Genomic DNA, 25,026 nt, shown 5'->3' with positions numbered 1-25,026 from the left:
GGTCGGATGCCGAAGGAGAGCGACGAGGTCGACCGCATCGTCGGCGCCTGGCAGACCCAGCGCCCCGACCTCGACTTCTCGCCCCTCGAGGTGCTCTCGCGCGTCGATCGCCTGTCGAAGCACCTCGACCGCGCGCGGCGGGTCGCCTTCGGCCGCAGCGACCTCGAACCCTGGGAGTGGGACGTCCTGTCGGCCCTGCGCCGTGCCGGCGAACCCTTTCAGCTGAGCCCCAAGAGCCTGCTGCAGCAGACGCTCGTCTCCAGCGGCACGATGACCAACCGCATCGACCGGCTCGTCGGCCGCCGGCTCGTGCGGCGGGAGAACGACCCCGCCGACGGTCGCAGCGTCCTCGTCACGCTCACCGACGAGGGCCGCACACGAGTGGATGCTGCCATCACACGCCTCGTCGACGCCGAGTCCGCGCTGCTCGAGACCCTCTCCCGCGCCGACCGCGAGCGCCTCGCCGCGCTTCTGCGCAAGCTCAGCCTCGGGTTCGACTCCTGATCCGCGGCGCTCGGGTGTCGCGTGTCACTCGAGCGACTCGGACAGTTCGAGCCAGCGCTCCTCGAGAGCGGTGTTCTCCGCATCGAGCGCGCCGATCTCGGTCATCTTCTCGCCGAGCCCGGTGAAGTCCGACTGGTCGTGATCGGCGAGGGCGGCGCGCTTGCGCGCGACGTCGTCGGTTAGTCTGGCCATCCGGCGCTCGATCGCGGCGAGCTCCTTCTGGGCGGCACGCAGCTCGGCACCCGAGCGTCGCGGCGCCTGCGCGGACTCGGCGGCGCGGTCCGGGCGCGACGAGTCGCCCCGGCCGCCCGCACGGGTCGACTCCGCACGCAGCCGCAGGTACTCCTCGATGCCACCGGGCAGGTGACGAAGGCGGCCGTCGAGGATCGCGTACTGCTGATCGGTGACGCGCTCGAGGAAGTACCGGTCGTGACTGACGACGAGCAGTGTGCCCGCCCACGAGTCGAGCAGGTCCTCGATCGCGGCGAGCATGTCGGTGTCGAGGTCGTTCGTCGGCTCGTCGAGGATCAGCACGTTCGGCTGGTCGAGCAGGATGAGCAGCAGCTGGAGGCGTCGCTTCTGACCACCCGAGAGGTCCTTCACCGGGGTGGAGAGCTGCTCGGCGGCGAAACCCATGCGCTCGAGCAGCTGGCCCGGGGTGAGGTCCTGCGCCTTGGATCCCGAGCCGATCGTGTAGCTCGTGCGCAGACCCGCGATCACCACGCGCACGGGGTCATCGAGGTGCGGATCCAGCGCGTCCATCTGCTGCGTCAGGGTTGCGACCTTGACGGTCTTACCGCGCTTGACGCGACCGGACGTGGGCTCGACGGTGCCGGCGACGAGGCCGAGCAGCGTCGATTTTCCTGCACCGTTGACGCCGAGGATGCCGGTGCGCTCTCCCGGGGCGATCCGCCACTCGACGTCATCGAGCACGGAGGTGCCGTCGTACGACACCGACACATCGAGCAGATCGACGACGTCCTTGCCGAGCCTCGTCAGGGCGAGGGACTGGAGCGAGACCCGGTCGCGGATCTCGGGCACGTCGGCGATCAGCTCGTTGGCGGCGTCGATGCGGAACTTCGGCTTCGACGTGCGGGCGGGGGCTCCGCGGCGCAGCCACGCGAGCTCCTTGCGCGCGAGGTTCTGCCGGCGCGCCTCGATCGCCGCGGACTGCCGATCACGCTCCACACGCTGCAGGATGTACGCCGCGTACCCGCCGTCGAAGGGCTCGACGATACGGTCGTGCACCTCCCACGTGGCTGTGCAGACAGCATCCAGGAACCAGCGATCGTGCGTGACGACGAGCAGGCCGCCCGCGCCGGCCGACCAGCGGCGCTGCAGGTGCTCGGCGAGCCAGGCGATGGCTTCGACGTCGAGGTGGTTGGTGGGCTCGTCGAGAGCGAGAATGTCCCAGTCGCCGGCGAGCAGGCGCGCGAGGGCGACGCGGCGCCGCTGTCCGCCCGAGAGGGTGCCGAGGCGGGCGTCCCAGGGCAGGTCGCCGAGAAGCCCGGCGATGACGTCGCGGATGCGGGCGACGCCCGCCCACTCGTGCTCGGCCATCTCGCCGACCACGGCGTGACCGATCGTGTCGTCGTCATCGAGCACGTCGGCCTGATCGAGCACGCCGATGTGCACACCGCCGCGGGCGGTGACTCGGCCTCCGTCGGGCTGCAGACGCCCCGCGAGCATCGCCAGCAGGCTCGACTTGCCGTCGCCGTTGCGGCCGACGATGCCGATGCGGTCGCCTTCGTTCACGCCCAGTGAGACGGAGCCGAACACGACTTTGGTGGGGAATTCGAGGTGCAGGGCCTCGGCCCCGAGAAGATGCGCCATATCCGCTCCAGGCTACGCGGCGCGGCGCCCGCCGTTCGCCGGCATCCCCCGCCCCGTTACGGATGTCCCACTTTCTGTCGCCTACGCCCGCGGCGGGCGACAGAAAGTGGGACACCACCCCCGGCCCCCGGGCCCTAGCGGCTGACCCCGGCAGCGTTGCGGACGAGCGAGCCGGCAGGGGGTCCGGTGCGCGTCTGGTCTTGCCGGGGTGGTGCGCCGGGTGTATTCCTGAGGCGACGCGGTGCCGTGTGCGCGCCGCAACGGAGCGGCGCCCGTCCCGCGGGGATGGAGACCCCGATGAAAGCCTTCGCCCTCATGGCACCCGAAAGGCCGCCCGAGATCGTCGATCTGCCGGTCCCCGAGCCCGAGCCCGGCGAGATACGCGTGCGGGTGATCGCGGCGTCGGTGAACGGTTTCGATGTCGCCGCATCGATGGGCGCCATGGCGCCGTTCTTCGAGTACCGCTATCCCGTGATCCTCGGCCGGGAGTTCGCCGGGGTCGTCGACGCCCTCGGCGAGGGCACCGTCGGATTCGCTGTCGGCGACGCGGTGTTCGGCGTCGTGAGCAAGCGGTTCCTGCGGGAGGGTGCGTTCGCCGAGCACACGACGGTGTCGGCTGCCGACGGCGCACGGCACGCGCCCGGCCGCATCGATGTCGCCGAGGCCGCGAGCCTCGGACACACGGGCACCACGGCGCTCACGATCCTCGACGCCCTGGGCGTCGACGTGGCCGGGCGCACCGTGCTCGTGGTCGGCGCCACCGGCGGCGTCGGCACGCTCCTCGTGCAGCTCGCCGCGCGCGCCGGCGCCACGATCATCGCCACAGGGCGCACGCCCACCGGTCGCGAGACGCTCATCGATCTCGGCGCGACCGCCGCCATCGACTACACACGGGGCCTGAAGCCCGAGCTCGCCCGCATCGGTCGGGGACACGTCGATGACGCCGTGCATCTGAGCGGCGACATCGACGAGATCGCGGGGTGACGGCGCCCGGCGGCCGGGTGATCTCACCGCTCGTCTTCGACCCGAACGCGTTCGCGCATCCGGGGATCACGCTCGTGCCGATCGCCGCCTATCCGACAGGTGCCGGCCTCGAGCGTCTCGTCGCCCTCGTCGACGACGGTCTGCGGGTGATCGTCGACCGGGAGTTGCCCTTCACGCAGATCGCCGAGGCCCTCGCGGCCTGGGGCCATGAGAGTCTCGGCAATCTGGTCGTGATGATCGATGCCTAGAGCAGGCCGTTCTCCTCGAGGAAGGCGGCGGCGATGTCGTCGGGCGACATCATCTCTTCGGTGCTCTGCACGTTGAGCGCGACGAGGGCGTCGGCCGTCAGAGCGGCGCTGACCGCGTTGATCACGTCGGCGATCTCGTCAGCCACGTCGGCATTCACGACCGGCACGACGTTCGATGCGAGGAACAGGCCCTCGGGGTCTTCGAGCACGACGAGGTCCTGCGTCTGGATCATCGGATCGGCCGTGAAGACGTTCGCGACGTTGACGGCACCCGCGACGAGGCTCTCGACCGTCGTGGCACCGGTCGCCGAGAAGGTGACCTCGACGCCGTACGTCTCGGCAAGGCCCGCGGGGCCGTAGGGGCGCTCGGCCAGCTCTGGCGGTCCGCCGAGGGTCAGCGGCTCGGTGACGTTCGCGAGATCGGCGATCGTCGTGAGGCCGTTCGCCTCGGCGAACTCCGCGGTCACGGTGTAGGAGTCCTGATCGCTCGCCTCGGCCTGGTCGAGCACCGTGAGGTTCTCGGGCAGCGCATCCTGCAGCGCCGCGTAGACGTCTTCGCTCGTGCGCGCCTCGGTCTCGGGGTCGAAGAACTGCAGCAGATTGCCGGTGTACTCGGGGAACAGCGTGATCGCCCCCGACTCAAGCTCGGGAATATACGCGTCACGCTGCCCGATGGTGAACTGACGCTCGACCTCGAACCCGGCACCCTCGAGCGCCTGGGCGTAGATCTCGGCGATGATCTCGTTCGAGTAGTAGTCCTGCGAGCCGATGACGATCGTGTCGCCCGCGGGCTCTCCGCCGCCGCCGTTCTCCTCCTCGAGGGGGTTGCTGGATGAGCAGCCGGCGAGCACGAGGGCCGCACTCGCGGCGATGGCCGCGCCGAACGCGAGCCTCTTCTTCGCTGTGAACATGGTGCTGTTCTTCTCTCTCTGTGGGTGGGGCTGTGGTCTGAGGGATGAGCGCGTCGTCAGGCGGGCGCGGGTGCCGACGAGCGGGGGGATGCTGCAGCCTCATCACGCGCGCGACGGCGGCGCGTGCGCGGGCCCGATCCGCCCGCGCGCCCCGCGACGACGCCCCGCGGGACGACGACACGCTCGAGGATCGCGAACACGGCATCGAGCACGAGGGCGAGCACGGCGACGAGGATCGCACCGGCGAGCACCTGATCGAACCGCCGGAGCGGGATGCCCTGGATGATGTATTGCCCGAGTCCGCCGAGCCCGACGTAGGCGGCGATCGTCACGGTCGCGACGATCTGCAGGGTCGCGGCGCGCAGGCCCGACACGAGCAGCGGCAGCCCGAGCGGAACCTCGATGCGCCAGAGGATCTGCCACTCGGTCATGCCCATCGCCCGGCCGGCATCGATGACGCGTCGATCGATCGCCTCGAACCCGGTGTAGGCGCCCGCGAGGATCGAGGGGATCCCGAGCAGCACGAAGGTGATGACGGCGGCGGTCGGGGTCTGCAGCACGCCCAGAAGCAGGACGAGGAGGATCAGCAGACCGAACGAGGGCACCGCGCGGGCTGCCCCCGACACGGCCACGGCGATCTCGCGTCCCCTGCCCGTGTGACCGATGGCCCACCCCACCGGCACCGCGATCGCGGCGGCGATCAGCACCGACACGAACGTGAAGCCGAGGTGCTGGGCGAGGGCGACCGGAATGCCCGCGGGTCCACTCCAGCGCTCGGGAGACAGCATCCAGGCGAACGCTTCGGCGATGAGGTTCACGCGGTCACCTCCGTCGCCGCGACGGCGCGGCGCGCCCGTCGCCGTGCACGCCTGCCGGGTGTGCGGGCCCAGGGCATGAGCGTGCGTCCCGCGAGCACGAGCAGCCCGTCGAGCACGAGCGCGATGATCACGACGGCCACCACCCCCGCGAAGACCTCGGGGATGATGCGGCGCTGCAGACCGTTGGTGAAGAGATAGCCGAGGTTCGTGACGCCGATCAGGATGCCCACGGTGGCGAGCGAGATGGTGCTCACGGCGGTCACGCGCAGTCCCGCGAGGATGACCGGACCCGCGAGCGGGAACTCGACGGCGAAGAAACGCCGCAGGGAACCGTAGCCGAGGGCGGTGGAGGCCTGTCGCACGCCCGGGTCGACCGACTGCAGCCCGTCGGAGACGGAGCGCACCATGATCGCGAGGGCGTAGATGGTCAGCGCGATGATCAGGTTGGTCTCGCTGATCGCGCTGTAGCCGAAGATCGCCGGCATGAGCATGAGCAGCGCCAGCGAGGGGATCGTGTACAGCAGCCCGATGATCGTGATGATGCCGCTGCGCAGCAGCCGGAAACGGAACGCAACCCACCCGAGCGGGATCGCGATGAGGAATCCGAGGATGATCGGCAGCACGCTCTGCCGCAGATGGTCGAGCGAGAGCTCCCAGATCAGGTCGAGGTTCTCGACGACCCAGTTCACGCCGTGCGCTCCCCCACGATCGCACCCTGCGTGCGCCCGTCGGCATCGACGACGACCGTGCCGCGAGGGGTCTCGCGCAGGTGCAGCGCGCGCTTACCCCTGTCGGCGCCGATGAAGCTGGCGACGAAGTCGCTCGCGGGATTCTCGATGATCTCGTCGGGCGTGCCGACCTGCGCGATCGCCGCGCCTTTCTCGAGGATCACGACCTGATCGCCCAGCAGGAACGCCTCGTCGATGTCGTGGGTGACGAACACGATCGTCTTGCCGATCTCGCGCTGCAGGCGCAGCAACTCCTCCTGCAGCTCGGCACGCACGATCGGATCGACCGCACCGAACGGCTCGTCCATGAGCAGGATGTTGGGGTCGGCGGCGAGCCCGCGGGCGACTCCGACGCGCTGCTGCTGACCGCCCGAGAGCTGGCTCGGGTAGCGGTCGGCCATCGAGCGATCGAGGCCGACGGTGTCCATCAGCTCCCGCGCGCGCTCGCGCGCCTGCCGCCGCGGTGTGCCCTGGAGCACGGGCACGGTCGCGATGTTGTCGATCACCGTGAAGTGCGGCAGCAGGCCCGAGTTCTGCATGACGTACCCGATGCTGCGGCGCAGCTGCACGGGCGGCCGGGCGGCGATGTCTTCGTCGTCGATCGCGATGACACCCGCGGTCGGATCGACCATGCGGTTGATCATGCGCAGCAGCGTCGTCTTGCCGCAGCCCGAGGACCCGACGAGGACGGTCGTCTTGTGCGAGGGCATCGCGAGGCTGAAGTCCCCGACGGCGCGCGTACCGTCGGGGAACACCTTCGATACGTTGCGGAACTCGATCACGGGCGGTATCCCCTCGTCGGGCGCTGCGTTCGGTGAGCGGTCGCGGCGCTCAGGCCGCGATCTCGACGCCGCGCGAGAACGCGACGTAGCCCGAGTAGTCGGTGCCGACCCGCTCGAGCGAAGACGGGATCGGCTCGGGGTAGCTCCACGCGCCGTCGTCGAAGCGGCCCGCGGGGGTGACGACCGAGAAGTACTGCGCGTCGCCCTTCCACGAGCACGTGTACGCGGTGGGGCTGTGCTCGAGCACACCCTCGCCGATGCTCGCGGGCGGGAAGTACCAGTTGCCCTCGATCCGGACGAGATCCTCTTCGGGGGCTTCGGCGATCACGTGATCGCGCCAGACTGCGCGCATCGTTCCTCCTGGGGCGACGGACGGGGTTTCGACTCTATAGGCCCTCGCCGACACCGGGGCCGGGGTTGTCATGACGAATCGGTGACGGCTAGGGTCCGTGCCGTTCGCCCGCGACTGCGCGCGGCCCCGCCTCGCGGCTCAGCCCGTGACGATGGTGATGTCCGTCGCCGCTTCGGCCTCCTCCAGCGAGCCGAGATCGACGACGTCGTCGAATCCCAGACCGGCCATGCGCTCGACGGCCTGAGCGGAGCGGTTTCCCGTGCGGCAGTAGACCGCGTAGGACCCGTCGGCATCCAGCTCCGAGACGAGGGCATCGAAGTCGGATGCCGTCACGTCGATGTTGACGGCTCCTTCGAGGTGCCCCGCGGCGAACTCCTCGGGCGTCCGTACGTCGATGATCACGGTGTCCGCGGCGAGCGCTGCGGGCGCGGCGGTCGGCGCGCACCCGGTGAGGGCGAGACCGAATCCCAGGACGAGCGCGAGGAGGGAGAGCAGGCGACGCACGGGTCGTCCTTTCGTCGAGCGGGCGGAGAATACAAGCGAAACTATACCCCCAGGGGTATCTGCTACGCTACCGGCGTCCGACTGAACCACGACCTGAAGGAGAGACCATGTGCAGAGCCGTGGCATGCAGACGATGCGGAAAGACGACCTGGGCCGGATGCGGTCAGCACGTCGACCAGGTGATGCGCGGAGTGCCCGCTGGCCAGCGCTGCCGCGGGCACGAGGCCGAGGAGAGGCGCGGGCTGTTCGCGCGCCTGTTCGGCTGAGTGTCGCGCTCCGGCGCGGCTAGGGTGGGCCGGGGGGGTGGTCGAGTGCGCGGATGGCGTGTCTTCCTCGGCAGGCTGGTGCGCCGGATCTGGTTCCGGGCCGCGATGTTCAGCCTCGCCGCGATCGCCCTCGCGCTGCTCGCGGGGGTGCTCGGGCCCTTCCTGCCCGACGCGCTGGCGGTCGAACTGGGGCAGAACTCGGTCGACAGCATCCTGCAGATCATCGCCTCGTCGATGCTCGCGGTCACGACCTTCTCCCTGACGGCGATGGTGTCGGCGTACTCGGCCGCGACGACGACGGCGACGCCGCGTGCGACCCAGCTGCTCGTCGCCGACCCCACCTCGCAGAACGCCCTGTCGACGTTCATCGGCTCGTTCCTGTTCTCGATCGTCGGCATCGTCGCCCTCTCGACGGGCTACTACACCGAGCAGGGACGCACCGTGCTCTTCTTCGGCACGCTCGCCGTCATCGCGATCATCGCGATCACGCTCCTGCGCTGGATCGCGCATCTGGCCCAGTTCGGACGCATGGCCGATGTCATCGATCGTGTTGAGCAGGCCGCCACCCGCGCCGCGCGTGCGTTCGCCGCGCGGCCCCACCTCGGCGCCAGCCCCGGGGTCCCCGTGCCGACGCGGGCCCGCGCCGTGTTCGCCGACGACATCGGCTACGTCACCGCCGTCGACGTCGACAGGCTGCAGCGGCTCGCCGAGTCCGAGGACCTCATCGTCCACGTCGCGGCCATCCCGGGCACCATGGCCGATCATGTGCGCCCTCTCGCACACATCGAGGGCGACCTCGACGACGACGGATGCCGCACCCTGCGCCGCGCGTTCTCGGTCGATCCGCATCGCACCTACGAGCAGGACCCGCGCCTGGGCGTGATCGCCCTCGCCGAGATCGCCAGCCGCGCCCTCTCGCCGTCGACGAACGACCCGGGCACGGCGATCGAGGTGCTGGGCGCGCTGGAGCGGGTGTTCGCCGTGCTCGCGGCGGCGCCCGATGACGATGACGCCTGCGACCGGGTGCACGCACCGGCCCCGGGCATCCGCGATCTGATCGAGGACGGCTTCCGCCCGATCGCGCGGGACGGCGCCGGCATGATCGAGGTGCATGTGCGGCTGCAGAAGACGCTCGCCGCGTGCGCCGCAAGCTGCCCCGCACACGCCGACGAGTTCGCCCGAGCCGCCCGGGCAGCCCGCGAACGGGCCGACCGAACTCTCACCGAGCGCTCCGACCGCGCCCTGCTGCGCACCACGGCGCGCGAGGCGTGGATGCGCCGCTGATCGCCCTCAGCCCGGGATGACCCGCGCCCCGGGCACGGGGCCGTGTGCGTGCAGGGCCTCGTGGCCCGTCGCCGACAGCGCCACCCGCACGTCGAGGGCGGCGGCGCTGTCGGCGCACAGGAATGCGACGGTGGGTCCCGAGCCCGACACGATGCCGGCCAGCGCCCCCGCGCGCTCGCCGAGCTCGAGCAGGTCGGCGAGCTCGGGACGGAGGTTCAGCGCGGCCACCTGCAGGTCGTTGCGCAGCACCGCCGCCAGGCGCACCGGGTCGCCCGCCCGCAGCGCATGCAGGACATCGGGATCGACGAGCGGGTGCCGCACGGCGGGCGCGATGTCGACACGATGCCGCTCGCGGTGGCGATCCAGCTCGGTGTAGACCTGGGGGGTCGACAGTCCCCCGGCGTCGGCGACGAAGACCCACTCGAACCGCCCGCGCGCCAGAGCCGGGCTCAGCTCGTCGCCCCTGCCGGTGCCGACGGCCGTGCCACCCTGCAGGGCGAAGGGCACGTCGGCGCCGAGCCTCGCGGCGATCGCGTGCATCTGCGATGTGCTCAGACCCGTGCCCCAGAGCGCATCGCACGCGACGATCGCCGCCGCGGCATCGGCCGACCCGCCGCCCATCCCACCGGCAACGGGCACACCCTTGCGGATCTCGAGGTGCACCCCACCCGACTGCTCGGTCGCGCGCGCCACCAGCTGGGCCGCGCGCAGCGCGAGATTGCGCTCGTCCAGCGGCACGCCCGATGTGTCGACGGCGCCGTGCACCGCGACCGTGAAGTCATCGGATTCGCTCGCCCAGACATCCTCGTACAACGACACCGCCTGAAAGGCGGTGGCCAGCTCGTGGTAGCCATCGTCCATCACCTGACCGACCTCGAGGAAGAGGTTGATCTTTCCGGGCGCGCGCACGTGCACGCGCGGGGTGTCGTCGAGGGGGATCACGTGGTCGCCGAGTCCGCCCACAGGTCGACGTCGATCGTGCCGGCGAGGGCGTCGATGCGCTCCAGCTCCTCGGTGTCGAAGGCGGGGCCCGACAGGGCGGCGATGTTCTCGTCGAGCTGGCCGGGGCGGGATGCCCCGATCAGCGCCGAGGCGACGACCCCGTCGCGCAGCACCCACTGCAGCGCCATCTGGGCCAGCGTCTGCCCGCGCTCCTTGGCGATCACGTCCAGGCCGCGGAGGGTGGCGAGCCCGGCTTCCGAGAGCGGACGGTCCGGGAGCGATCCGCGCTTCTGCGCACGGTCGGCGGGGCCGCCGCCGAGGTACTTGTCGGTGAGCAGGCCCTGCGCCAGCGGCGTGAACGCGATGGCGCCCATGCCCTCCTGCCGCAGCACGCCCGTGAGAGAGTCCTCCACCCAGCGGTTGAGGATCGAGTACGAGGGCTGGTGGATGACCAGGGGTGTGCCGAGCGACCGAGCCACGGCCGCGGCCTCGGCCGTGCGCTCTGCGCTGTACGACGAGATGCCCACGTACAGGGCCTTGCCCTGCCGCACGAGCGTGTCGAGGGCACCGATCGTCTCCTCGATCGGGGTGACGGCATCCACCCGGTGGGAGTAGAAGAGGTCGACGTAGTCCAGCCCCATGCGCGTGAGCGACTGCTCGGCGCTCGCGAGGATGTACTTGCGCGAGCCCAGATCGCCGTACGGGCCGGGCCACATGTCGTAGCCCGCCTTCGACGAGACGATGATCTCGTCGCGGTAGCGCGCGAAGTCCTCGCGCATCATGCGCCCGAAGTTGGTCTCAGCCGATCCGTAGGGCGGACCGTAGTTGTTGGCCAGGTCGAAGTGGGTGATCCCCGAGTCGAACGCGTGCCTCAGCAGCGCACGCTGGTTGTCGAACGGGATGTTGTCACCGAAGTTCCACCACAGTCCGAGGGAGATCGGCGGCAGATACAGGCCCGACGTGCCGACCTGCCGGTATGTGGTCGCGCCGTAGCGGTCGGCTGCGGCGGCGTAGGGACGATGGATGTCTTTCACATCTGCGCGAAAGCGCGGCTTCTCTGTCACCGCTCCAGGCTAGCGACCGGGAGAGACACGGGCGACGCGCAGGTAGTCCTCGACCCCGAGCTCCTCGCCCCGCGCGGTGGGGGCCACCCCCGCCGCCTCCAGCGCGGCCGATGCTTCGGCGGAGGAGCCGCCGAGCACCGACGAGAGCGCCTGGCGCAGCATCTTGCGGCGCTGCTGGAAGGCCGCGTCGATGATCGCGAACGTGCGTCGGCGCTCGTCCTCCGTGCCGCGGGGCTCCGCATCGCGCGCGAACGCCACGAGCACCGAATCCACGTTCGGCACCGGCCAGAACACCTGCCGCGAGATGGTGCCGGCCAGCCGCCAGGGTCCGTACCAGGCCGCCTTCGCGCTCGGTGCCCCGTAGACCTTCGAGCCGGGGGGCGCCGCGAGCCTCTCCCCGACCTCGGCCTGCACCATGACGACACCGCGCTCCAATCGCGGGAACGTCTCGAGCAGGTGCAGCAGCACCGGCACCGAGACGTTGTAGGGCAGATTCGCCACGAGCACCTCCGGATCGCCCGGAAGCTCCCGCACGCGCAGGGCGTCGGCATCCACCACCGTCAGCGCACCCTCGGGCACACCGTGGGCGCGTGCGGTCTCGGGCAGCCGCTCGGCGAGGCGGTGGTCGATCTCGACGGCGGTGACGGATGCCTCGGCCTCGAGGATCGCCAGCGTCAGGGATCCGAGCCCCGGCCCCACCTCGACGACGCGGTCACCCGGTGCGACGCGCGCCACCTGCACGATGCGGCGCACGGTGTTGGCGTCGACGACGAAGTTCTGACCGAGCTTCTTGGTCGGGGTGACATCGAGCTCGGTCGCGAGGGCGCGGATCTCGGTCGCGCCGAGCAGGTGCACCGACATGCCTTCACCTTACGGGCAGGGCCCGCGAAGCGCGGAGTATGGTGGCGCACGTGAGCAGAACAGGCACGATCCCCACTGATGCGTTCTCGATGAAGAGTCCCTTCGGGCGACGGGCCGTTGCGCTCTCGATCGCCGCGGCCGTGGGCGGCTTCCTGTTCGGCTTCGACTCGTCGGTCATCAACGGCGCGGTCGACTCGATCGAGAACCAGTTCGGCCTGAACGACGTCGTCACCGGGTTCGTCGTGGCGATCGCGCTGCTCGGCTGCGCGCTCGGCGCGGTGCTCGCGGGCGTGCTCAGCGACCGCTGGGGTCGCCTGCGCGTCATGATGATCGGCGCCGTGCTGTTCTTCATCAGCGCGATCGGATCCGGCCTCGCCTTCAGCGCCGTCGACCTGACGGTCTGGCGCTTCATCGGAGGCCTCGGCATCGGGATCGCATCCGTCGTGGCTCCGGCATACATCGCCGAGGTCGCCCCGCGCCAGATCCGCGGCACGCTCGGGTCGTTGCAGCAGCTGGCGATCACGCTCGGCATCTTCGGTGCGCTGCTCTCGAACGCCCTCCTCGCGGGCGTCGCGGGCGGCTCTTCCGAGGTGCTGTGGCTGGGTCTCGAGGCCTGGCGATGGATGCTGCTCGTCGAGGCCGTGCCGGCGCTCGTGTACGGCATCCTCGCCTTCACGATGCCCGAGTCCCCGCGCTACCTCATCGCCAAGGGCCGCTACGACGAGGCCCGCGAGATCTTCGCGCGGTTGGTGCCGGAGGCGGATCTCGAGCAGACCATGCGAGAGCTGGAGAAGCGCATCGCCGAGGACCGCAAATCCAAGGGCGTGTCGCTGAAGGGACCGCGCTTCGGCCTGCAGCCGATCGTGTGGGTGGGCATCATCCTGTCGGTGTTCCAGCAGTTCGTCGGCATCAACGTGATCTTCTACTACTCGACGACACTGTGGCGCGCGGTCGGGTTCACCGAGTCGAACTCACTGCTGATCAGCGTCATCACCTCGGTCACCAACGTGCTCGTCACGATCGTCGCGATCGTGCTCGTCGACCGCGTCGGCCGCAAGCCGATCCTGCTGACCGGCTCGGTCATGATGACCGTCTCCCTCGGGACGATGGCGCTGGCGTTCGCCTTCGCCGAGACCGTCGACGGCGAGGTCTCGCTGCCCGGGGCGTGGGGACCGATCGCGCTCGTCGCCGCCAACGTCTTCGTGATCGGCTTCGGCGCCTCGTGGGGCCCCCTCGTGTGGGTGCTGCTCGGCGAGATCTTCCCGAGCCGCATCCGCGGCAAGGCGCTGGGCGTCGCCGCCGGTGCGCAGTGGATCGCGAACTTCCTGATCACCGTGAGCTTCCCGGCGATGTCGGGCTGGTCTCTGCCGCTCACCTACGCGATGTACGCCCTGTTCGCGGCACTGTCCTTCGTCTACGTCCTGGCGAAGATCCCCGAGACCAAGGGCATGGAGCTCGAGCAGACCGAGACCCTCTTCGCCACGAAGCCCAAGGCGGCACGCGCCGGCCGGTGACCGGAGCCCTTCGACGGGCTCAGGGCGCGCAGAGTGCCCGGGCCTAGAACTCGCCGTAGACCTCGACCGTGTTCGCCGCGATCTGCGCGCAGAGCTCGTCGACCTCCACGCCGAGCTCGGCGGCCATGAAGCGCACCGTCACGGGGATCAGATACGGCGCATTCGGGCGCCCCCTGTGGGGCACGGGCGTCAGGAACGGCGCGTCGGTCTCGACGAGGATGCGCTCGCGCGGGATCACCGCGAGGGCGTCGCGCAGGTTCTGCGCGTTCTTGAACGTCACGTTTCCCGCGAAGGAGAGCCAGTAGCCGCGCTCCCCCGCGATCCGCGCCATCTCGGCATCGCCCGAGAAGCAGTGGAAGACCGTGCGCTCGGGAGCGCCGACGCGCTGCAGCGTCTCGAGCACGGCCTCGTGGGCGTCACGATCGTGGATCTGCATCGCGATGCCGTGTTTCTTGGCCAGCGCGATGTGCGCCTCGAAGCTCTCGAACTGCGCGGGCAGCCCCGCCTCGTCGGTGCGGAAGAAGTCCAGCCCCGTCTCGCCGATCGCCCGCACGCGAGGCTGCGCGGCGAGCTCGTCGACGACGGCGATCGCCTCCTCCAGCCGGCCGGCGTCGGCGTAGGCGGGCGCTTCGTTCGGATGGATCGCCACCGCCGCGAGAACACGGGGGTGGGATGCCGCCGCCCACGCCGACCAGCGGCTGGACTCGATGTCGCCCCCGGCCTGCACGACGCCGATCACGCCGACCGCGGCGGCCCGCTCGAGCTGCTCGTCGACTCTCAGGCCATCACCGTCGCCGTCGGCGATCTCGAGATGGCAGTGGTTGTCGTAGACCGGCACGGCGAGCGGCTCGGGCTGATCCGGGTATCGGAGGTCACGCCGCCCCTCTTGCGTCCGCTCCCGCACGTACTGCGACGGGTCACTCACGCGCGGGGCACCTCTGTCAGCGCCGGAAAGCGGACAACATTCCGGAAGGACGGCGCCCCACCGCCGCCCGACGCGGTTCGAGCACCCCCGCAGGACTGTTGTTCCGGAATGTTGTGCAGCAGAGCCACTATCCGGCCTGCTCGACGCGCGGGAACAGCGGGGCCAGGGCCCGGGTCTGCGTGCCCGGCTGCAGCGCGCCCCAGGCTCCGGCATCCCGCAGCGGCTGCTCGGTGAGCGCACCGAGCGCGTCCTCGGCGCCGAGTGCGGCCCACAGCTTCTGCGTCGCCACGGGCATGACCGGCGAGAGCAGCACGGCGAGCGCGCGGAGGCCCTCGGCGCACGTGTACAGCACGGTGCCCAGCCGCTCTCGGCGCGCGTCGTCCTTCGCCAGCGCCCACGGCTCGTTCTCGGTGATGTAGCCGTTCAGGGCGTCGACGATCGTCCAGATCGACTCGATCGCCTCGTCGATGCGGAACCGCTCCACGGCGGCGTCGGCGGTGGCCGCGGCATCGGCCACGGTCTTCTGGATCGCGAGATCGGCCTCGGTGTAGGCCCCCGGGGCGGGGACGACGCCGTCGAAGTACTTGCCGATCATCGCGACGGTGCGCGAGGCGAGGTTGCCGAACCCGTTGGCGAGCTCGGCCTGGTACCGCGCCGAGAGGTCCTCCCACGAGAACGACCCGTCCTGCCCGAACGCGATCGCCGAGAGGAAGTAGAACCGGTACGCGTCCGAGCCGAACACGTCGGTGATCTCGGTCGGGGCGATGCCGGTGAGCTTGGACTTCGACATCTTCTCGCCGCCCACGAGCAGCCAGCCGTGCGCGAAGACGCCGCGGGGCACATCGACGCCCGCGGCCATGAGCATCGCCGGCCAGATCACGGCGTGGAAGCGCAGGATGTCCTTGCCGACGACGTGGTAGGCGGGCCACCGGCGCTCGAAGGTGGCCGGGTCGGCTCCGTAGCCCACGGCCGTGGCGTAGTTGAGCAGGGCGTCGACCCACACGTAGATGACGTGGTTCTCATCCCACGGCACCTTGATGCCCCAGTCGAACGTCGAGCGCGAGATCGAGAGGTCCTTCAGCCCCGAGCGCACGAACGAGACGACCTCGTTGCGTGCCGACTCGGGTCGGATGAAGTCGGGCTGTGAGCGGTAGAGCGCGAGCAGCGGCTCGGCGAACTCGCTGAGCTTGAAGAAGTAGTTCTTCTCCTGCAGCAGCTCGAGCGGCTTGGAGTGGATCGCGCAGACCTTGAGACCCTCGAAGGGCCCCGTGCCGTCGACGATCTCGGACTCGGGCTTGAACTCCTCGCAGCCGACGCAGTAGAGCGCCTCGTACTCGCCGGCGTAGATGTAGCCGCGGTCGTAGATCGCCTGCAGGAACTCCTGCACGCGCGTCTCGTGACGCTCCTGCGTCGTGCGGATGAAGTCGTCGTTGGCCACGTCGAGCGTCTCGAGCAGCGGAAACCACGACTCCGACACGAGCTTGTCGACCCACTCCTGCGGCGTCGCGCCGTTGGCGGACGCCGCCCGGATCATCTTCTGCCCGTGCTCGTCGGTTCCCGTCAGCATCCACGTGTCATCGCCCGCCTGGCGGTGCCAGCGCGCGAGCGTGTCGACCGCGACCGTCGTGTACCCGTGCCCGATGTGGGGCACATCGCTCGGGTAGTAGATCGGGGTGGTGATGTAGAAGGAACGGCCGTTGCTCACCCGACGATTCTAGGCGGGGCGGATGCCGGGGCCCGGGCGTGTGACGACGCCCGGGCGGTAGCGTGCCAGGGGTGGAGCGCACGATCATCTTCGACTTCGACGGCACGGTGTGCCTGGGCGACGGCCCGGCCCTGGAGTACGCGCGCGGGGTCGCCGATGCGCATCCCTCGCTCGCCGACCTCGAGCACCGGGTCGCTCGCCACCTCGCCGGCGACGCGCTGGCGGAGTTCGCCGGGGCCGTCGACGGCTACCAGGCGGTGCAGGGCGCGGCGAGCGCCGCCGGGGTGGATCCGGCCCGTATCGCGGCGGCGTTCGGCGGCGCTCGGCGGCGCCTGGCGGAGGAGGGGCTCGGCGTGCACGCTCCGGCGGGCTTCGCCGCGTTCGCCCGCGATCTGCGCGAGCGCGGAGCGCGGCTGCTGCTGGTCACCAACGCTCCCGGCGAGGGACTCGACAGCATCCTCGCACTGCTCGGGATCGACGCGTGCTTCGACCGGGTCATCGCCGACGCCGGCAAGCCGGGGGGCATGCACGCCGTGCTCGACGACATCGCCGGCGAGGCGTCGACGGTGCTGAGCATCGGCGACATCTGGGTGAACGACCTGAGCGTTCCGCACCGGCGCGGCGCGGCCACGGCCCTCATCGACGGGCACGGGAATCAGCCCGGAACACCAGATGTGCGGGTGCGTGCAATGCCCGACCTCTACATGTGGGTTCAGCGCTGGATCGAGGGCGCGACGGGCGCGTGAGCGGGCTCCGACCGGCGGGTTACAAGCGTGTGAACTTCCGGCGGGCGCGGCGGCGCGCGGGGTTACGTTCGTTGAGCCGCCGGGCCACCGGCGACACCGAGATCACATGTGCACCGCTCGTCGCCACGCGATGACCCACCAGGAGGAACCATGAAGCTCAGGATGCCGGCGGCCATCGCCGCGGCTGCCGTGACCACCCTCGTCCTCGCCGGCTGCGCCGGCGGATCGACCGATGACGGCGGCGACGCCGGGGCCGGCGGAGACGAGCCCACCGAGCTCGTCCTGGGCCTCGTGCCCTCGCAGGACGTCGACCAGCTCGTGCTCGACGCCGAAGAGCTCGGCACTCTCCTCTCGGACGAGCTCGGCATCCCGGTCACCGCCGAGGTCACGACCGACTACACCGCTCTCGTGACCGCCATGCAGGCGGGACAGGCGCAGATCGGCATGTTCGGCCCGATCGCGCTCGTCCAGGCCGCCGACCAGGCCGGGGCGGTGCCGATCCTGCAGTCGGTGCGCTTCGGCTCCGACACCTACGTCACGCAGTGGTACACGAACGAGCCCGACCGCTTCTGCATGGACGAGATCGTGACCGACGACGAGGGCTACACGTTCTGCAACGGCACGGACAGCGCCGAGGAGGGCCCCGTCGGCGAGGACGCCCTCGCCGAGATCACGCAGGACGAGACGATCGCGTTCGTCGACGAGGGCAGCGCGTCGGGCTACTACTACCCCGCCACGCAGCTGCAGGAGGCGGGCCTGGATCCCTTCGCCCTGAACGGCGCGTTCTTCGCGGGCGGTCACCCCAACGCGGTGCTCGCCGTCGCCGACGGCAGCGCGAGCGTCGGCGTGAGCTTCAACGACGCCCGCAGCGAGGTCGTCGAGGAGCGCCCGAGCATCGGCTCCGACGTCACCGTGTTCGCGTGGTCGACGAACATCCCCAACGACGGCATCGCCGTCTCCTCGGACCTCTCGGAGGAGTGGCAGGAGCGCATCGCCGACGCGTTCATGGCCATCGCCGACACCGAGGACGGCCTCGCCGTGCTCGATGCCGTCTACAACATCGAGGGATTCGCGCCCGCCGACCTCGACGCGCTCGACGCGGCCCGCCAGGTCGAACAGAACTTCGGCGAAGAGTGATCCCCCGCGTGCCCGGCCGGCGATCGGCCGGCCGGGCACGCACACGCAGGAAGCAGCATCCGTGATTCGATTCGACAACGTCACCGTCGCCTACCCCGGCGGGACGAAGGGTCTCGACGGCGTCAGCCTCGAGATCCCCGACGGCCAGTTCGTCGTCGTGGTGGGTCTGTCGGGAGCCGGCAAATCGACGCTCGTGCGTACCATCAACGGCCTCGTGCCGGTGAGCGGGGGCACCCTCGAGGTCGACGGCGAACGCGTGGACGGCGCATCGGGTCGGCGCCTGCGACGCCTGCGCACCCGCGTGGGCATGATCTTCCAGTCCTTCAACCTGGTCGAGCGGGCGAGCGTGATGGACAACGTGCTCACGGGGCGTCTGCACGCCACCCCGACCTGGCGGGCGCTCCTCGGCGCGTGGCGCGCGGCCGACACCGAGATCGCCTTTCAGGCCCTCGAGCGCGTCGGCATCGTCGAGAAGGCCTACACGCGCGCCTCCTCGCTCTCGGGCGGTCAGCAGCAGCGCGTCGCGATCGCCCGCGCCCTGGCGCAGCAGCCGCGGGTCATCCTCGCCGACGAGCCCGTCGCCTCGCTCGATCCACCCACCGCCAACCTCGTCATGCGCGACCTGCAGCGCATCAACCGCGAGCTCGGCATCACGACCGTCGTCAACCTTCACTTCCTCGATCTGGCGACCACCTACGCGGAGCGCATCATCGGGATGCGCGCGGGCAGGGTCGTCTTCGACGGCACGCCCGCCGAGACCGACGAGAGCGTGTTCGAGCAGATCTACGGTCGGCGGCTGAATTCCGACGACATCCTGAGCGATCCCTCGTGAGCACCCCCGCATCCGCGGCACCCACGGCCCGCCCGCGCAGGCCGCGCCCCCGGCCGTTCTTCGTCATCGTCGGCATCGTCGCGGTGCTGCTGACGATCTGGTCGGCGCTCCAGATCCAGTTCTCGCTCGTGCCGCTGTTCGAGGGCAACCCGCGCGCGTGGGACATCATCGCCGCCTACCTCACGCCGAACTGGTCGTTCCTGTTCCGCGTCTGGGACGCCTGGGTCGAGACCATCGTCATGGCGATCCTCGCAACGCTTGCGGGCGCGATTGTGGGGCTCGGCTTCGCCCTCCTCGCCTCGCGGGCCACCAACCGCTCCCCCTGGTTCGTGCGCATCGTGCGGTGGTTCCTCTCGGTGCTGCGCTCCCTCCCCGAGATCGGATACGCCTACCTGATGGTGGCGCTCGTGAGCACCGGCACGCTGGCGGGGTTCCTGGCACTGGCCATCTTCAACGTCGGCATCATCGCCAAGCTCACGAGCGAGACGATCGACGGCGTCGCGCGCGGCCCCCTCGAGGCGGCGGATGCTGCCGGTGCGACCACCGCGCAACGATCGATCACCGCGGTGCTCCCGCAGATCTGGCCGGGCTACCTCTCGTACGTGCTGTACGTGTTCGAGCTGAACCTGCGCGCGTCGGCGATCATGGGCCTCGTCGGGGCCGGCGGCATCGGCGCCGTCATCGCGGTGGAGCGCGCCCGCTTCAACTACGACAACGTCTCGGCCATGGTCGTGGGGCTCATCGTGATCGTCATCGCGCTGGACGTGGTGTCGCGGATCGTGCGGAAGCGGCTGATCTGATGACAGCATCCGCCCCCGCCCGCCCCGCCCGAGGCGTCCGGCCCACGCCGCCCTCGAAGCTTCCCGCCACGATCGGATTCGTCGTTGCCGCCCTGCTCGTGGTCGGCTGCGTGTACCTTCTCGACGCCGACTGGGCGCGCCTGCTGGGTCTGCCCGAGTCGGTCGTCACCTACGTGGGGCTGCTCTCGCAGGGACTGTTCCTCAACCCGTTCGACGAACCGCAGAGCGAGTGGTGGAGCATCTCGTTCGAGTTCATGCTCGACTCCGTCTACATCGCGTGGGTCGGGACCCTCATCGGCGCGCTGCTCTCGCTGCCGATGGGCTTTCTCGCGGCCCGCAACGTCGCCCCCGCGTGGATCGTCGGCATCACGCGCACCGTGCTGAACGTCATCCGGGCGATCCCCGAGTTCATCATCGCGATCGTGTTCCTGCTGCCGCTGTACGGCTTCGAGCCCTCGGCGGGCGCGATCGCGCTCGGCGTGGGTTCGGTGGGCACGCTCGGCAAGCTCACGAGCGAGGCGATCGAGGGCCTGCGCCCCGGACCCGTCGAGGCGCTGCGGGCCACCGGGGCCGGCCAGCTCGCGGTGCTGCGCTGGGGCATGCTGCCGCAGGTGCTGCCCGAGATCATCGCGTTCTGGCTGTACCGCTTCGAGATCAACATCCGCGCCGGCGCGATCCTCGGCGCGCTGGGCCTGGGCGGCATCGGCTTTCTGCTGGATCAGCTCTTCAACGGGCGCGAATGGGCCAGGCTCGGCATCGCGCTCGTCGTCACCATCATCGTGACGATCATCGTCGACCAGCTCTCGGCCGCCGTCCGGCATCGGATCATCGGCGGCGAGGCGGGAACGGCGCGGGGGTCGGTGCTGCTCTAGGGGTGCGGGCGGGCGGCGAGGGCGGCCTGGTAGAGCTCGCGGGAGCTGTGGCCGGTCGCACCGGCGAGCGCGGCGCAGGCGTCCTTGAGCCGTTCGCCGGCGGCGGTGCGCTCGAGCACCTGCGCGACCGCCTCCGCCAGCGGCACGGCGCGCACGGGCGCCCCCTCGACGACGAGCACGCACTCGCCGCGCACGCCGGGTTCGGCCCAGACGGCGAGTTCGTCGAGCGTGCCGCGGGCGACCTCCTCGTGCAGCTTCGTCAGCTCGCGGCAGACGGCAGCGCGCCGCGCGCCACCGAACGCGACCCCCATCGCACGCAGCGTCGCTTCGACCCGCGAGGGCGCCTCGAAGAACACCATCGTGCGGCGCTCGTCGGCGAGGCCCGCGAACACGCTGCGGCGCTCACCCGGCTTGCGGGGCGCGAACCCCTCGAACGTGAACCGGTCGGAGGGCAGACCCGACAGGGCCAGGGCCGTGGGCACGGCGCTCGGACCCGGGATCACGGTCACCGTCACGCCGCGCGCAGCGGCCTCGGCGACGACGCCGTAACCCGGATCGCTCACCACCGGCATGCCCGCGTCGCTCAGCAGCAGCACGTCACCCTCGGTCGCGAGCTCGACGATCTCGGCGGCCTTCTGCTTCTCGTTGTGATCGTGCAGCGCGATCAGGCGAGGCCTGTTGCCGACACCGAGACCGGCCAGCAGGCGCTGGGTCGTTCGGGTGTCCTCGGCGGCGATGACGGTCGCGGACTCGAGCGCCTCGATGAGGCGGCGCGAGGCATCCCCGAGGTTGCCGATCGGGGTCGCGGCGAGGATCAGCATGCCGCCAGTCTGACACCCGCGCCGCCGTAGGCTGGTCGCGTGCAGCGGCAGGACGACACCCGGACAGGCGAGATCGCCCCGCTCCCGGCATCCCCGGCGCTCACGCCGTTCGAGCGCCTGCGGCTGAGACTGTCGCCGACCCCGGCCGCCGCGCGCGTGTGGCGCTGGCTCGCGCCGACCCTCGTGACGCTGCTCGCCGCCGTGCTTCGGCTGTGGAATCTCGGACATCCGCACGCCCTCGTGTTCGACGAGACCTACTACGTCAAGGACGCATGGACCCTCCTCCACCTCGGGTACGAGGGCTCGTGGCCGAGCGAAGCCGACGCCGCGTTCGTCGCGGGCGATGTCATGTCGTTCCTGCCCGAGAGCAGCTTCGTCGTGCATCCGCCGCTGGGCAAATGGCTGATCGCGCTGGGCCTGTGGGCGCTCGGTGCCGACGATGCGGCAGGCTGGCGGCTCGCCGTCGCGCTCGCCGGCACCGCCTCGGTGCTCGTGCTGTTCCTGATCGCGCGACGCCTGACCGGGTCGACGGTCTGGGCATCGGTGGCCGGCGGACTGCTCGCGATCGACGGGCTCGGCATCGTCCTCTCGCGCGTCGCCCTGCTGGATGGGCTGCTCGCGTTCTTCGTGCTGCTGGCGTTCTGGTTCGTGCTGATCGACCGCGACCGGCAGACGGCACGCATCGGCGTCGCCGTCGCCGCCGCGGGCGCCGGCGAGCCCGTGTCGTGGGGACCCGTCGTCTGGGCGCGCCCGTGGGTGCTTGCGGCGGGCGCGGCGCTCGGCTGCGCGACCGCGGTCAAATGGTCGGGGCTGTATGTCCTGGCCGCCGTCGGCATCTACCTCGTCGTCACCGATGCGCTGGCACGACGGTCCGCGGGCGTGTCGCGGTGGGCGATGGATGCCGCCCTCCGGCAGGGCCCCGTCGCCTTCGTGCTGCTCGTGCCCGTCGCCGCCCTCGTGTATCTGAGCTCGTGGACCGGGTGGCTCTTGACCGCCGGCGGCTATGACCGGCAGTCCGATCCGAACGCCCTCGCCGCGCTGTGGAACTACCACGAGGCGATCTACCGTTTTCACGTCGGCCTCACCAGCGAGCACTCGTACGCCTCGCCCGCCTGGCAGTGGCCGCTGCTGCTGCGGCCCACCTCGATGTACTGGAACAAGACCGAGGCCGGCACCGCCGGATGCGACGCGGCGAGCGGGTGTGTGCAGGCCGTCTCGAGCATCCCCAACCCGCTGATCTGGTACGCGGGGGTCGCGGCGGTCGTGTACCTCGCCGTGCGGTTCATCCGTCCCGCGGCGGGGCGGATGCGCGACCGGGCCGCGGCTTTTGTGCTCGTCGGGGTCGCCGCCACCTACGTGCCGTGGCTGCTCTACGCCGAGCGCACGATCTTCCAGTTCTACACGGTCGTGATCGTCCCGTTCCTCATCCTCGCGCTCGTGCTGGCCCTGCGCCGTGTCGCCGGGCCCCGCGAGGCGACCGTGCACCGCCGCACGAGCGGGCAGGGCGTCGTGCTCGTCTTCCTCGCGGTCGCGGCGCTGCTCTCGGCGTTCTGGTATCCCGTGTGGACGGCGATCGATGTGCCCTACGACTTCTGGCGCCTGCACAACTGGATGTTCACCTGGATCTGACCAGCTCCAGGACGTCGCCGGTCGGCAGCCGGCAGGTGAGCGCACGGCAGTCGTAGGCGAGGGGTTCGTCGCCTCGCGCGGCGACCTTGCCCGCGAAGAGGGCGAAGCCCGCGTCGGCGAGGCGCGCAGACGCTTCGGCCGACACGATCGCCGTGACGTCGCTGTCGACGGCGCGCGCGGCCTCGACGAGAGGATGCCGGGGCCCGCCACCGACGACCACCAGCTGTCGAGGCGGCTCGGCCAGCAGCGCGGCGACCCGCAGCTGCTCGCCGAAGGCGAGCGGGCGCGCCAGGGCTTCGGTGCTGTGCGCGGCGACGATCCTCGCGGCGAGGTCGCGGTAGTGCTCGCCGGCCCCGAGCATCCAGAGATCCAGGGAGGCGGCCGCGAGCGCCGAGAGGCCCGAGGGCTGGTCGCCGTCCGAGGCGTCCGGCGCGAGGGTCATCCGCTGCGCCTGGAGCACGACGTCACCACCGCCCGGAACCGTGGGTTCTCCGCGCCCGTCGATGCAGGCGTCGACCAGCTCGCGCGCCCGGATGGCGAACGCCGGTTCGCCCGCGGCCGCGGCGAGGGCGATGAGGCCACGGGCCAGCTGGCCGTGATCGGCGAGCGTCGCCGCCGCCGGAGAGGGGATCTCATCCAGCGAGGCCCGGCGCATCGAGCCGTCGGGGCCGATGTTGTTCTCGATCACATCCAGCGCCGCGCGTCTCGCCGCATCGATCCACGAGCTCTCGGCCAGGCGCATGCCCGCGCGGGCGAGCGCGCCGATGGCGAGGCCGTTCCAACCGGTCACGACCTTGTCGTCGACGGCCGGTGGGGCAAGATCTGACCGCCCGGCAGCATCCCGCGCGTAGTATCCACCCTCGCTGCGGGCGCCCTCGATGAGCGATTCGGAGTCCTGGGCTGCCCCGAAACCCCCGCTCGGGCGTTGGAGCACCTCGATCAGGAACCCCGCGATGCCCCGCGCCGTCGCGGCGTCTCCGACCGCGAGCGCGACATCCAGCAGCAACGCGTTGTCGGTGAGCATGCGCTCGTAGTGGGGCACGCTCCAGTCGCGCCGGGTGGCGTAGCGGAAGAAGCCGCCCTCGACCGGGTCGCGCAGGGGAGAGCCCGCCATCGCGGCGAGCGCACGCGGCGCGACCGCCGCGGCATCGGGCGCGCCCTGTCGCACGAGCGGCGTCTGCAGGAACCCGAGCGCCGTCGCGATCGGGAACTTGGGGGCGTCCGCTCCCGGCCCGGTCGCCCCGGGACGGGAGACGAACCCGCCCTCCTCGGGGTCCTCGTGCGCGGCGAGAGCGCGGGCGGCCGCGACGAGGGCGCCCGCGGACGGGGCGGCGGGGGTGCCGGACGCGCCGTCGCCGCCAGGGCCGGCGCTGACCGCCGGCGGTCGGCGCAGCGCATCGGCGATCGCTTCGGCGGAGGCTTCGACCTCGCCCCGGCGCTGCGTCCATGCCTCGCGCACGGCGGCGAGCACATCGCGAAAGGCCGGGATCGGGGGCCGCGCCTCGGGCGGATAGTACGTGCCCGCATACAAGGGGACGCCCTGGGGCGTGCTGAACACCGTCAGAGGCCAGCCCAGGTGCGGAGTGAACGCGGCGGCGGCCGCCATGTATACCGCGTCGACCTCGGGGTGCTCCTCCCGGTCGACCTTGATCGCGACGAAGCCGTCGTTGATGCGGGCGGCCGTGTCGGGGTCGGCGAAGGATTCCCGCGCCATGACGTGACACCAGTGACAGGTCGAATAGCCGATCGAGACGAGCACGGGAACGTCGCGGCGACGCGCCTCGGCGAACGCCCGCTCGCCCCACGGGTACCACGCGACGGGGTTGCCGGCGTGCTGGCGCAGGTACGGGCTCTGGGAGTCATCGAGGCGGGAGGCCATCGCTTCACGCTACGCCCGACGCGGGCCCTCCGGGGCCCACGCGGTTGCCCGAGACGAGGAGATCCGCACGAGACGAGGAGTCTCA

25 protein-coding genes are annotated in these 25,026 nt (G+C 70.9%); 11 read left to right on the top strand and 14 right to left on the bottom strand.

Features of this window, described 5'->3' with window-relative positions; genetic code table 11:
* Nucleotides 1-6: 6 nt before the first annotated feature.
* A complete protein-coding gene (locus AB2L57_RS06680; RefSeq protein ID WP_292809640.1) occupies nt 7-504 on the top strand; it encodes a MarR family winged helix-turn-helix transcriptional regulator in 498 nt (165 codons plus the stop codon).
* A 24-nt stretch (nt 505-528) separates the two neighbouring features.
* On the opposite strand, the gene AB2L57_RS06675 is transcribed toward AB2L57_RS06680, so the two are convergent.
* A complete protein-coding gene (locus tag AB2L57_RS06675) occupies nt 529-2,337 on the bottom strand; it encodes an ABC-F family ATP-binding cassette domain-containing protein (RefSeq protein WP_409048383.1) in 1,809 nt (602 codons plus the stop codon).
* 297 nt (nt 2,338-2,634) lie between these two features.
* On the opposite strand from AB2L57_RS06675, the gene AB2L57_RS06670 reads away from it, so the two are divergent.
* Together AB2L57_RS06670 and AB2L57_RS06665 are read left to right on the top strand one after the other, a co-directional pair.
* Nucleotides 2,635-3,321 carry an alcohol dehydrogenase catalytic domain-containing protein gene (locus AB2L57_RS06670; RefSeq protein ID WP_409048382.1) on the top strand — a complete coding sequence of 229 codons (687 nt, stop codon included), beginning with the start codon at nt 2,635-2,637 and terminating at the stop codon, nt 3,319-3,321.
* Nucleotides 3,318-3,569 (top strand): hypothetical protein, encoded by a 252-nt coding sequence (locus tag AB2L57_RS06665; RefSeq protein ID WP_409048381.1) that lies wholly within the window; start codon nt 3,318-3,320, stop codon nt 3,567-3,569. Before AB2L57_RS06670 ends, AB2L57_RS06665 begins: the two co-directional genes overlap by 4 nt.
* Here the strand turns inward: AB2L57_RS06665 and AB2L57_RS06660 are convergent.
* The 6 genes from AB2L57_RS06660 to AB2L57_RS06635 all read right to left on the bottom strand — a co-directional run bounded on the left by AB2L57_RS06660 (nt 3,566) and on the right by AB2L57_RS06635 (nt 7,664).
* Nucleotides 3,566-4,480, bottom strand: a complete 915-nt coding sequence (locus AB2L57_RS06660; protein WP_409048380.1) for an ABC transporter substrate-binding protein — start codon at nt 4,478-4,480, stop codon at nt 3,566-3,568. The genes AB2L57_RS06665 and AB2L57_RS06660 overlap by 4 nt on opposite strands.
* A gap of 56 nt (nt 4,481-4,536) precedes the next feature.
* Nucleotides 4,537-5,298 carry an ABC transporter permease gene (locus AB2L57_RS06655; RefSeq protein ID WP_409048379.1) on the bottom strand — a complete coding sequence of 254 codons (762 nt, stop codon included), beginning with the start codon at nt 5,296-5,298 and terminating at the stop codon, nt 4,537-4,539.
* Nucleotides 5,295-5,987 carry an ABC transporter permease gene (locus tag AB2L57_RS06650; protein ID WP_409048378.1) on the bottom strand — a complete coding sequence of 231 codons (693 nt, stop codon included), beginning with the start codon at nt 5,985-5,987 and terminating at the stop codon, nt 5,295-5,297. The genes AB2L57_RS06655 and AB2L57_RS06650 overlap by 4 nt, the downstream gene beginning before the upstream one ends.
* Nucleotides 5,984-6,808, bottom strand: a complete 825-nt coding sequence (locus AB2L57_RS06645) for an ABC transporter ATP-binding protein (RefSeq protein WP_292809630.1) — start codon at nt 6,806-6,808, stop codon at nt 5,984-5,986. Before AB2L57_RS06645 ends, AB2L57_RS06650 begins: the two co-directional genes overlap by 4 nt.
* A 49-nt stretch (nt 6,809-6,857) precedes the next feature.
* Complete coding sequence (locus tag AB2L57_RS06640; protein WP_292809628.1) at nt 6,858-7,160, bottom strand: DUF427 domain-containing protein; 303 nt, start codon at nt 7,158-7,160, stop codon at nt 6,858-6,860.
* A 138-nt stretch (nt 7,161-7,298) separates the two neighbouring features.
* Nucleotides 7,299-7,664 carry a rhodanese-like domain-containing protein gene (locus AB2L57_RS06635; RefSeq protein WP_292809626.1) on the bottom strand — a complete coding sequence of 122 codons (366 nt, stop codon included), beginning with the start codon at nt 7,662-7,664 and terminating at the stop codon, nt 7,299-7,301.
* A 311-nt stretch (nt 7,665-7,975) separates the two neighbouring features.
* On the opposite strand from AB2L57_RS06635, the gene AB2L57_RS06630 reads away from it, so the two are divergent.
* On the top strand, nt 7,976-9,214 hold the full coding sequence (locus AB2L57_RS06630) for a DUF2254 domain-containing protein (protein ID WP_409048377.1): 1,239 nt from the start codon (nt 7,976-7,978) through the stop codon (nt 9,212-9,214).
* Between the two features lie 6 nt (nt 9,215-9,220).
* Here the strand turns inward: AB2L57_RS06630 and AB2L57_RS06625 are convergent, their stop codons facing one another.
* From AB2L57_RS06625 to rsmA, 3 genes are read right to left on the bottom strand one after another with little or no spacing between them, the layout of a single operon-like run.
* On the bottom strand, nt 9,221-10,156 hold the full coding sequence (locus AB2L57_RS06625) for a 4-(cytidine 5'-diphospho)-2-C-methyl-D-erythritol kinase (RefSeq protein ID WP_409048376.1): 936 nt from the start codon (nt 10,154-10,156) through the stop codon (nt 9,221-9,223).
* Nucleotides 10,153-11,220, bottom strand: a complete 1,068-nt coding sequence (gene mgrA / locus AB2L57_RS06620; protein WP_409048375.1) for an L-glyceraldehyde 3-phosphate reductase — start codon at nt 11,218-11,220, stop codon at nt 10,153-10,155. The genes AB2L57_RS06625 and mgrA overlap by 4 nt, the downstream gene beginning before the upstream one ends.
* Nucleotides 11,221-11,229: 9 nt before the next feature.
* A complete protein-coding gene (rsmA, locus tag AB2L57_RS06615) occupies nt 11,230-12,081 on the bottom strand; it encodes a 16S rRNA (adenine(1518)-N(6)/adenine(1519)-N(6))-dimethyltransferase RsmA (protein ID WP_409048374.1) in 852 nt (283 codons plus the stop codon).
* 89 nt (nt 12,082-12,170) lie between these two features.
* Between rsmA and AB2L57_RS06610 the strand changes: the two genes are divergently transcribed.
* On the top strand, nt 12,171-13,595 hold the full coding sequence (locus AB2L57_RS06610) for a sugar porter family MFS transporter (RefSeq protein ID WP_409048597.1): 1,425 nt from the start codon (nt 12,171-12,173) through the stop codon (nt 13,593-13,595).
* 43 nt (nt 13,596-13,638) lie between these two features.
* On the opposite strand, the gene AB2L57_RS06605 is transcribed toward AB2L57_RS06610, so the two are convergent.
* Both AB2L57_RS06605 and metG read right to left on the bottom strand, forming a co-directional pair.
* Nucleotides 13,639-14,520, bottom strand: coding sequence for a TatD family hydrolase (locus tag AB2L57_RS06605; RefSeq protein ID WP_292811905.1), 882 nt, complete (start codon nt 14,518-14,520; stop codon nt 13,639-13,641).
* Nucleotides 14,521-14,647: 127 nt separating this feature from the next.
* Nucleotides 14,648-16,225 carry a methionine--tRNA ligase gene (metG, locus tag AB2L57_RS06600; protein ID WP_292811907.1) on the bottom strand — a complete coding sequence of 526 codons (1,578 nt, stop codon included), beginning with the start codon at nt 16,223-16,225 and terminating at the stop codon, nt 14,648-14,650.
* A gap of 71 nt (nt 16,226-16,296) precedes the next feature.
* Here metG and AB2L57_RS06595 point away from each other — a divergent pair, with 71 nt between their 5' ends.
* From AB2L57_RS06595 to phnE (AB2L57_RS06575), 5 genes are all read left to right on the top strand, one after another.
* Nucleotides 16,297-16,971 carry an HAD family hydrolase gene (locus AB2L57_RS06595; protein WP_409048373.1) on the top strand — a complete coding sequence of 225 codons (675 nt, stop codon included), beginning with the start codon at nt 16,297-16,299 and terminating at the stop codon, nt 16,969-16,971.
* A gap of 150 nt (nt 16,972-17,121) precedes the next feature.
* Nucleotides 17,122-18,108 (top strand): phosphate/phosphite/phosphonate ABC transporter substrate-binding protein, encoded by a 987-nt coding sequence (gene phnD / locus AB2L57_RS06590; protein ID WP_409048372.1) that lies wholly within the window; start codon nt 17,122-17,124, stop codon nt 18,106-18,108.
* 61 nt (nt 18,109-18,169) lie between these two features.
* Entirely contained in the window at nt 18,170-18,940 is a 771-nt protein-coding gene (phnC, locus tag AB2L57_RS06585) for a phosphonate ABC transporter ATP-binding protein (RefSeq protein ID WP_292811913.1), read from the top strand.
* On the top strand, nt 18,937-19,740 hold the full coding sequence (gene phnE, locus AB2L57_RS06580; protein WP_292811915.1) for a phosphonate ABC transporter, permease protein PhnE: 804 nt from the start codon (nt 18,937-18,939) through the stop codon (nt 19,738-19,740). The genes phnC and phnE (AB2L57_RS06580) overlap by 4 nt, the downstream gene beginning before the upstream one ends.
* The gene (gene phnE, locus AB2L57_RS06575; protein WP_292811918.1) at nt 19,740-20,612 is read left to right on the top strand and encodes a phosphonate ABC transporter, permease protein PhnE; all 873 of its coding nucleotides are present in this window, start codon (nt 19,740-19,742) and stop codon (nt 20,610-20,612) included. Before phnE (AB2L57_RS06580) ends, phnE (AB2L57_RS06575) begins: the two co-directional genes overlap by 1 nt.
* Here the strand turns inward: phnE (AB2L57_RS06575) and rsmI are convergent.
* Nucleotides 20,609-21,433 carry a 16S rRNA (cytidine(1402)-2'-O)-methyltransferase gene (gene rsmI, locus AB2L57_RS06570; RefSeq protein ID WP_292811920.1) on the bottom strand — a complete coding sequence of 275 codons (825 nt, stop codon included), beginning with the start codon at nt 21,431-21,433 and terminating at the stop codon, nt 20,609-20,611. The genes phnE (AB2L57_RS06575) and rsmI overlap by 4 nt on opposite strands.
* 39 nt (nt 21,434-21,472) lie before the next feature.
* Between rsmI and AB2L57_RS06565 the strand changes: the two genes are divergently transcribed.
* A complete protein-coding gene (locus AB2L57_RS06565) occupies nt 21,473-23,062 on the top strand; it encodes a dolichyl-phosphate-mannose--protein mannosyltransferase (protein ID WP_292811923.1) in 1,590 nt (529 codons plus the stop codon).
* Here AB2L57_RS06565 and AB2L57_RS06560 read toward each other — a convergent pair.
* The gene (locus tag AB2L57_RS06560; RefSeq protein WP_292811925.1) at nt 23,049-24,941 is read right to left on the bottom strand and encodes a thioredoxin domain-containing protein; all 1,893 of its coding nucleotides are present in this window, start codon (nt 24,939-24,941) and stop codon (nt 23,049-23,051) included. The genes AB2L57_RS06565 and AB2L57_RS06560 overlap by 14 nt on opposite strands.
* Nucleotides 24,942-25,026 lie beyond the last annotated feature (85 nt).

It is taken from the genome of Microbacterium sp. HA-8 (assembly GCF_046111165.1).
In the GTDB taxonomy this organism is placed as follows: domain Bacteria; phylum Actinomycetota; class Actinomycetes; order Actinomycetales; family Microbacteriaceae; genus Microbacterium.
Note: the sequence above shows the minus strand (reverse complement) of the source record. Positions and strands in the feature narration are given on the sequence as shown.